General features: G+C 46.6%; 1 protein-coding gene. It reads right to left on the bottom strand.

Going from position 1 to position 571, the window contains the following annotated elements; all coding sequences use genetic code 11:
- Positions 1–571, bottom strand: a 571-nt coding sequence (locus R7Q48_RS29630) for an ATP-binding cassette domain-containing protein (RefSeq protein WP_318133950.1), incomplete at both ends; no start/stop codon positions are given.

Raw genomic sequence — 571 nt, 5'->3', positions numbered from 1 at the left:
TGATTTGAGACGTCACGAGCAAACGCCATTTCATGCGTCACCACTAACATGGTTCGCCCTTCATCTGCCAAATCTCTCATAACCCCTAGCACTTCCCCAACAAGCTCAGGGTCAAGCGCAGAGGTAGGCTCGTCAAACAGCATAACTTCTGGATCTACGGCAAGGGCACGAGCAATCGCAGCACGCTGTTGCTGACCACCAGATAAATGACCTGGGTAATAATCTTTACGCTCGTAAAGGCCGACTTTTTTCAGTAACAACTCTGCATTTTCAATTGCTTGAGCTTTCGGCACTCCAAGAACGTGGACAGGTGCTTCGATGACGTTTTCAAGAACGGTAAGATGAGACCAAAGGTTAAACCCCTGAAAAACCATAGCTAAACGCGAACGAATACGCTGAACTTGTTTTTCGTTGGCAGGTACAGATTCACCCGCGCGGTTGTTTTTCATTTGAATAAGCTCGCCGTTTACCCAAATTTCACCAGCGGTCGGTGTTTCTAGTAAGTTAATACATCTAAGAAAAGTACTCTTGCCAGAACCGGAAGAGCCAATGATGGAGATAACATCCCCTT

This window comes from Vibrio sp. 378 (genome assembly GCF_033339435.1).
This window is presented reverse-complemented; position numbering and strand designations above follow the sequence as displayed.